General features: G+C 40.9%; 10 protein-coding genes and 1 pseudogene. 2 read left to right on the forward strand and 9 right to left on the reverse strand.

Going from position 1 to position 6,544, the window contains the following annotated elements; translation table 11 throughout:
* The 7 genes from B5J93_RS06975 to B5J93_RS07000 form a co-directional block, all read right to left on the reverse strand.
* Window positions 1–300, reverse strand: coding sequence for a DUF2523 family protein (locus B5J93_RS06975; RefSeq protein WP_079325734.1), 300 nt, complete (start codon window positions 298–300; stop codon window positions 1–3).
* Window positions 300–1,604, reverse strand: a complete 1,305-nt coding sequence (locus tag B5J93_RS06980; protein ID WP_079325735.1) for a virulence factor TspB C-terminal domain-related protein — start codon at window positions 1,602–1,604, stop codon at window positions 300–302. Before B5J93_RS06980 ends, B5J93_RS06975 begins: the two co-directional genes overlap by 1 nt.
* Window positions 1,605–1,844: 240 nt before the next feature.
* Window positions 1,845–2,135 carry a major capsid protein gene (locus B5J93_RS06985; protein WP_079325736.1) on the reverse strand — a complete coding sequence of 97 codons (291 nt, stop codon included), beginning with the start codon at window positions 2,133–2,135 and terminating at the stop codon, window positions 1,845–1,847.
* A gap of 210 nt (window positions 2,136–2,345) precedes the next feature.
* Window positions 2,346–2,507: a hypothetical protein gene (locus B5J93_RS13515; protein WP_158080706.1), complete on the reverse strand. Its 162-nt coding sequence runs from the start codon at window positions 2,505–2,507 to the stop codon at window positions 2,346–2,348.
* A gap of 2 nt (window positions 2,508–2,509) precedes the next feature.
* Window positions 2,510–2,731 carry a hypothetical protein gene (locus B5J93_RS06990; RefSeq protein ID WP_079325737.1) on the reverse strand — a complete coding sequence of 74 codons (222 nt, stop codon included), beginning with the start codon at window positions 2,729–2,731 and terminating at the stop codon, window positions 2,510–2,512.
* Window positions 2,732–2,927: 196 nt separating this feature from the next.
* Complete coding sequence (locus B5J93_RS06995) at window positions 2,928–3,236, reverse strand: hypothetical protein (protein WP_079325738.1); 309 nt, start codon at window positions 3,234–3,236, stop codon at window positions 2,928–2,930.
* A gap of 10 nt (window positions 3,237–3,246) precedes the next feature.
* The gene (locus tag B5J93_RS07000) at window positions 3,247–4,506 is read right to left on the reverse strand and encodes a phage/plasmid replication protein, II/X family (RefSeq protein ID WP_079325739.1); all 1,260 of its coding nucleotides are present in this window, start codon (window positions 4,504–4,506) and stop codon (window positions 3,247–3,249) included.
* Window positions 4,507–4,643: 137 nt separating this feature from the next.
* On the opposite strand from B5J93_RS07000, the gene B5J93_RS07005 reads away from it, so the two are divergent.
* Together B5J93_RS07005 and B5J93_RS07010 are read left to right on the forward strand one after the other, a co-directional pair.
* Window positions 4,644–4,826 (forward strand): hypothetical protein, encoded by a 183-nt coding sequence (locus B5J93_RS07005; protein ID WP_143823504.1) that lies wholly within the window; start codon window positions 4,644–4,646, stop codon window positions 4,824–4,826.
* The gene (locus tag B5J93_RS07010; RefSeq protein ID WP_079325741.1) at window positions 4,823–5,134 is read left to right on the forward strand and encodes a hypothetical protein; all 312 of its coding nucleotides are present in this window, start codon (window positions 4,823–4,825) and stop codon (window positions 5,132–5,134) included. The genes B5J93_RS07005 and B5J93_RS07010 overlap by 4 nt, the downstream gene beginning before the upstream one ends.
* A gap of 14 nt (window positions 5,135–5,148) precedes the next feature.
* Here B5J93_RS07010 and B5J93_RS13325 read toward each other — a convergent pair whose 3' ends face one another.
* A complete protein-coding gene (locus B5J93_RS13325; protein WP_143823505.1) occupies window positions 5,149–5,475 on the reverse strand; it encodes a hypothetical protein in 327 nt (108 codons plus the stop codon).
* 102 nt (window positions 5,476–5,577) lie between these two features.
* Window positions 5,578–6,544: pseudogene (locus tag B5J93_RS14310) on the reverse strand (FAD-binding oxidoreductase); the annotation flags it as partial.

Raw genomic sequence — 6,544 nt, forward strand, 5'->3', positions numbered from 1 at the left:
TTATTTACCTTTGGTTATAAATAATCTTGTACTCTTAATAGTGAACTTAACAACATAAGCACCAATGATAATGCTAAAAGCCACGTCAAGCCCTGCAATGCCGAATAATGCTATCACAGCATTACCAAACTGCCCTGCGGTGCCGAAATTGGATAAATAATTAACAAGTTTGCCAATGTAATAATTAATCACGGCAAAAGATATGGCAGAGCTTGCCACGCCTAAACCTGCCCCTAATAAGACATTTTTTAGCGAGCCTTGCAATACCAAATCTAAGAGTTTTTTTAATAATGCACCCATTAAAGACCCTGCCCTACAATAGATAAAGCTTTGATATAAGCAAATAAAATAACAACAATTTTAAATAATGCAAAAGCCTCACAAAAAATATGCAAAGGAAATTCTAAAGATTGATTTCCAGACACAAAAGGCATGTTAAATGATATCCTTGGATTGGGTGGGCAGGTCTTGGGCAAAGTAATGTAAGACTTTTCGGCAAGCGGTCTAAAATCTATCTTGTTTTGATCATCATCGATGTCAATTTGTGTATCTGTATCTTTCTGGGCATCTTGCTTAGTCCACTCTATCCAATCGCATACAGGCTTTGCCCAATCGCAAAAGGCAGGGAGTTCAAAGGGCTTGGCATCCGTATTATCAGGCTCACGACCGATGGGGGCTACATCGGGGGGCATTGTTGGGCTGGGGTTATTAGACGGATTGGGGCTTGGATTCTCTGTCCCAATGGGGTTAACCTCAGGTGGTAGCGGTCTGTCCTGTGGATTGGTGGGCTTTGGCTGTGGCTGTGTTTCGGGGTTAGGGCTAGGCACGGGCTGTGGCTGTGTTTCAGGGCTTGGACTAGGCACTGGCACAGGCTTTGGCTGTGGCTGTGTTTCAGGGCTTGGACTAGGCACTGGCACAGGCTTTGGCTGTGGCTGTGTTTCAGGGCTTGGGTTAGGCTTGGTATCAAGGTCAGGCACAAGACAACGCACATGAACACCTACATGATAATCCGATTTGTGGACTCTTGGCTCTCCGTTGATTATTCTTGTTACATCCCAAGGAGCAGTAGTATTTGAGGAATTGGACCAGTTTTTTGGTCTGCCATAACTGCCACCCTCATAAAGTTCTAGTGTTTGTTTCTCAATTTGGGCTAATCTCTTATATGTGTCGGAGTTAGCTGTAATGGTATAATCACCGTAAGCGTCTTTACGCTGACGAGACAATCCAGCATATTGAGTTAATGATAGCTTATCATCACCAAAACCGACTTCGCACGATATTTTGCGTTTGGGTCGATTATTGTCTGGGTCCATCACAAAATCAACAAGCTCACCAATGCCATATATCCCGATACCGATTGCAATATCAGCAGGGCTTGGTTTTAATTTGCCAATATTTTTTCTAATTTTGTCCCATTTAGAGGGCTTACCATAATCAAGTCTAGGACCATCCCTATCGGGTAATGGCTTGTCTAGTAAGTCTGATGGGATACCACCTGCAGGACTACCGCTAGATGGACTGGGAGACGGTGCAGACTTTGCGTGTGCTAGCGTACTTGCACATAGCAGAGCAAGCAGTGTGATGATTGAACGATTATAGTTCATAGCCAAATAATCCTGCTATGACGGCAATCCACATAAGTAAAGCGGGGATATAGATGATGATAATGCGTAGTATAGTTGCGAGCATAAAAAATCCTTAATTAAATAAATCTCTAATTGCCAAACAAGTAATTAAAATTATTAGTAGCCACAATAAATCATTAATCATGATAAAACGCCCTTTGTAGTCATATGGCGAAACGCCATATTGATACAAAGGGCGTTTTTATCGCCTAAATTATCTTAAAACGCACCACGAATATACTTAAATGCTTTAGCCGTCAATGCGACAGTTAAAACAGCCATTCCAACAGTTGCAATCGCTGCGATAATCACGGCAAAAGCTTTCATGAGGCTTGATACGTCGATGGTTAGTTCAGGGATGCCAGTATTTGCCATGGCAACATTGGCAGTGGCAACAGCAGGGATAACTACCATTGCGGTTTTGGCTTTTTTGTCGTTAAATGTATCAACAACAAAAGCCTTTGACTTTTGGTAAAAAGTCGGATTATGAGCATACACAGAAGGTCTCATAGTGATTTTTCCTTTTTTTGAGCGTTTATAGTTGTCTTCGCATGGTGCGAAAACCATAAACGACAAGATTTAACATAAAGGCATAAAAAATTATTATGCCAGCCAATTGGGGCGAGATATGCCCCAAATTCGTTTGTTGCCATGCAAGACAATCATTGCCTTGCGGTTGAACGCAAACATATGTTTTGGTATATATTTTTGTGTCGGACATTAAAAAGATAGCTCATCAAATTCATCTAATTCATCGTCCAAATCATTAGATTCATTTGATGACGAACCAAAAAAACCGTCGTCATCAAATAAGTAATCATAATCATCATAAAGATAATCTTTGGCTACTGATGAATCAGAATAAGGGTCATAATCGCACATAATTAAATCTCAAAAGGTAAATCATCAGATTGAGCGATGATTAATTTATCTTGTCTGTAAGATATATCATTGTACTTATAGACAAGATAACTACCGTCTTTAAAAGCCATGATGACATCATCACAAGCTATCAAACGTAACAATCGCTTAATGTTGTTTGATATTGGCGTGTTGTCTGTTGCTAGACAAAGTGCGTCATGGGCTTTTGTCATGGTTTCGCTCATTCGCAACCGCTACAACAACAACTACAGAGCCGTCTTTGTCTTTGTCTGAATTTCTTTTTTTTTATCAATCCACTTATCAAGTGTATTGGAATACAAAACAATTCGATTGAAATAATCAAGCTCATCTAATAAAAAACCTTTCATTTAATTAAACCGCCTTTTTAATGAGATATTGCCATTTTTAGTTATTTGTTCCTTAAACAGCCTTTTTCAAAACAACAATATCAGTAATTTCTCTAATGGTTTTGCCTTTGCCGTTTGTTGCTTCAATATATGAGACTTCGGCAAGTACATCGCCAGCAAAATCAGAGCCACCAAAGATTTTATCAAAGTCGTGCGAGCGGTCTTTTAACTTGTATTCAACGGTTGCAAAGCCTTTGCCACCGATTAGGGGCATTTTGCAATAGAATGTAATGCTGTCATAATCGACTTTTTGACCGTCATCATCTTTAAAAGTACCTTTTGAAGGTTTAGCACCTGTGATTAACATTTGGGTTTTGAACATTTTTAAGCTCCTAAGCTACGTTTAACAAATAATGTGAGAATGTGTCGTAAAATTGGGTCGTTGGGTGTGTGTACGAATGCGGTAAGCGTGCGTTTAGGTCAATATTGAGCAGGCGAATAATGGTCGTTTCTTTTGATTTACCGCCTAAGTTTTGAAGCATGGCACGGTTAAAACCTGCATCGCATAGGTTTTTGACATTTCTTTGAAATGTTCTCTCACTAGAAGTTTTTTTAACTTCGTAAAACCCCTGTGTTTTTAGCAGAATGTAGAAATTCCACGCATTGCGTGCTTTTGTGGTGCTGATATTACCTGCTTTGGTTGGTTCGGACAGGCGTTTTAAAAGCAGGTCATAAACTTTTGTGTCATCGTCATAGGGCATTCGCATATCTTGTAGAGCTTGCATAAATGTTTCCGTCTTTTGTTTAAAAAGCTGTTCATAAATAGACTTGTTTTGTAGCTGATAAACGAGAAATGCCCACAAGTTTGTTGGTAAGTTGTTTTCAGTGAGCATTCTCTTTTTGATGGTTGCTTCAAGTCTGATAGAACGATTAGCAAAGTTAATCACATCATCTGTGTAAACTTGTAAATTTCTTAGGGCTTTAATGTCGCCCTTTTGAGCTTTGGCGGTCAATTCTTTAACGTGGTTATTGACTTCAATGCCCTTGCAATAAACCTTGAAGCCACCCACTTTTGAATTGACAGAACCAAAATACAAAGTATTGTATTCTAAGCGTTCGTTTGTGATTGACAGATTTTTCAATCTGCCCCATGAGACGTTACGCAGGTATTCTCTAATGCGTTCGGCGGTCTTTAACGATGGGGTTTGCATGGGCAAGGTAACATCAAACTTAGAAATATAAGCGTTTTTAAAGTCTAAGTATTTCAATAACTTAGGGTGAAAGTTGGCAAATGTGCCAAGCATTTCAAAAACACCAGTTATCATGTCTGTGTTGCCGTAGACATTATGACCCTGCAAAATCTTAGCAAGAGAGGCATTTAGAATAATGTGGGGCATAGAGCGGTTAGACGTATCCATGATTTTGTAGCCGATACCGCTATGCGATGTGGGAATACTGTCATAGACATGAAAGTAATCAATACTGACCGTATGACCGTTTTTAACTACCACATTTTTAGCCCAAATGTTCAAAGATGGGTCAATTTGTGAGATGTCGAGCTTTAACTCCCAAACAGTCTTAGAACCGTCTTTAAGACGGCAATACTCTTCCAAGAATGGAATATGTATTTGACCTGTATCGAGCATTAACATATATTACCTGAAACTTGTATACAAGAAACAATTTACTAGATTGTATACAAGTAAAAATGTAAAATCAAGTAAAATTTTTGTAAACATGTAAAAATGTTTTAGATACGCATTTTTTTTGGAGGTAAACGATGATAACCATGTTTAGACTTAACCCCACCGAAGCCGAAAAGGTAAGAAAAACAGCCATAGAGGTTAATAAAAAAAGAATTGAGAATGGCATAGAGCCTGTCAAAGATAGTGAATTATTGCATGAAATCCTAGAAAAGGCGTTCAAAAAAATTGTTGTTACGAATAATGGACAGGTGAGTTTAGAACTATGACGGCAGAACAGAACGCAGACATATTTAAAGACACCGAAGTACATGTACTTAATGATTCAGAGATAGCACAACTGGAACAAGAGCTTAAACAAGCAAAAGAAAGCACCATGACAGTGCAGGAAAAGAATGAGCAAGCATTACAGCAAATGCAAACACAGGCGGAGACAGAAATTCAACAAGGGCTAGGGAAAATCACGGGGCTTTATTGGCAAGGTGCGTTTATCATCATATTTTTGATGTTTGTAACAACAATCAGCAAAATTTTGATTAAAAAATTCATAAAAAAACTCAAAACGACCCAAAAATGAGACCAGAATCCACCCTATTTTGCCAAAAAACGACAAATTTGTCGCCTAAATCCACCACCACAGATGGTGGATTCGGCAGGGGTTGAGAGCGGGGAAGCTGTCGGATTCTTTGAATTGGTACAATGAGAAGTTATCCACAATAACCGCCTAAACGACCGCCAACGGACTTTTAAAAAAGTAAACGTGCGATATGGGGTTCGCTTTACTTTTTTAAGTCCGTAGGCGGTCAGGCGGTCAATGTGGATAACTTCGGGGGGGGGGTGCGGGGTGTGGAACTGGTGCAGAGTGTGAGAAGTGGGCGATTGGTGCTGATGAGCGTCGGTTTTCGCATAACTTTTCATTATGTTAAATAGCAAATATCGCACCAAATCCAGTTAACCCTATCCAAACACAGACATCCCCTGCCTGTGTTTGGATTTTCCATAATAATTTATCATAATCCATCATTCCCAAATCTTATCAGGGTTCATGATGTTGGGGTCAATGGCGGATTTGATGGCTTTCATCACTGCCAAGGCACCGCCATGTTCTTTTGTCATATATTTACGTTTGCCTTGCCCCATGTCATGTTCGCCCGTGCAGGTGCCATCCATATCAATGGCACGCTCAGCAAGACGTGATAGGATTTCTTTGGCGTGTACAGCCAACAAAATTGAATTTTACTACGGAAACCGTGGTACTTTTTCATTTTGTAGAGTGTACCACTTCACGCTCATCATCCATGTCCACCAATAACAGTACATGAAAATTGCCATTGCCCACAGGCCCTGACATGCCACGTATCTCTATGTCCTTGACCGTCTCGGTCACACACTCAGCAAGGCGTGAAATCGGCACGCACGCATCGGTAGATAGCCCGCTGGCAGTCGACGTAAAGCATGGCTGGCATGATAAGCGTTGTGGTGTGCCGTCCAGAGCTGTTTATGTTTGCCCTCATCCGCATCCCACGCAAAATCCTGACCGTCAAAGTCGGCAATGATACCTCTAAACAGCTGTGCCTGTTTTGTGTTGCGTCCAGCAGTTCAATGCGAGCAATCGGCAAGCACATTTGTATCGTCGCCATCACCGCCTGACACGCCCTATCCACATCGGGAAAATGACAAATGCCACCGCCGACACACTCAGGCAAGCCCAACAGCTTGACCGTAATCTCAGTCACTATCCGGAATCGATGATGAGCCGTGTTAAATCATAGCCTGTCGATGATTTTTTGGCACGGCTGGCAGTGCGGATAATCTCGCCATCAGGCATGACTACTTCAAGCGATAATACCATATCTTTCATCATGCCATATCGCACGGCATTGGTGTCACTGGCACGAGTCGCCACCATCCCACCAAGCGTGGCATTCGCCCCAGGGTCGATGGGGAAAAACAGCCCTGCGTCTTTTAGAACCTGTTCACAATCAAA

The sequence above is a fragment of the Moraxella equi genome (assembly GCF_002027555.1).
Lineage (GTDB): Bacteria > Pseudomonadota > Gammaproteobacteria > Pseudomonadales > Moraxellaceae > Moraxella > Moraxella equi.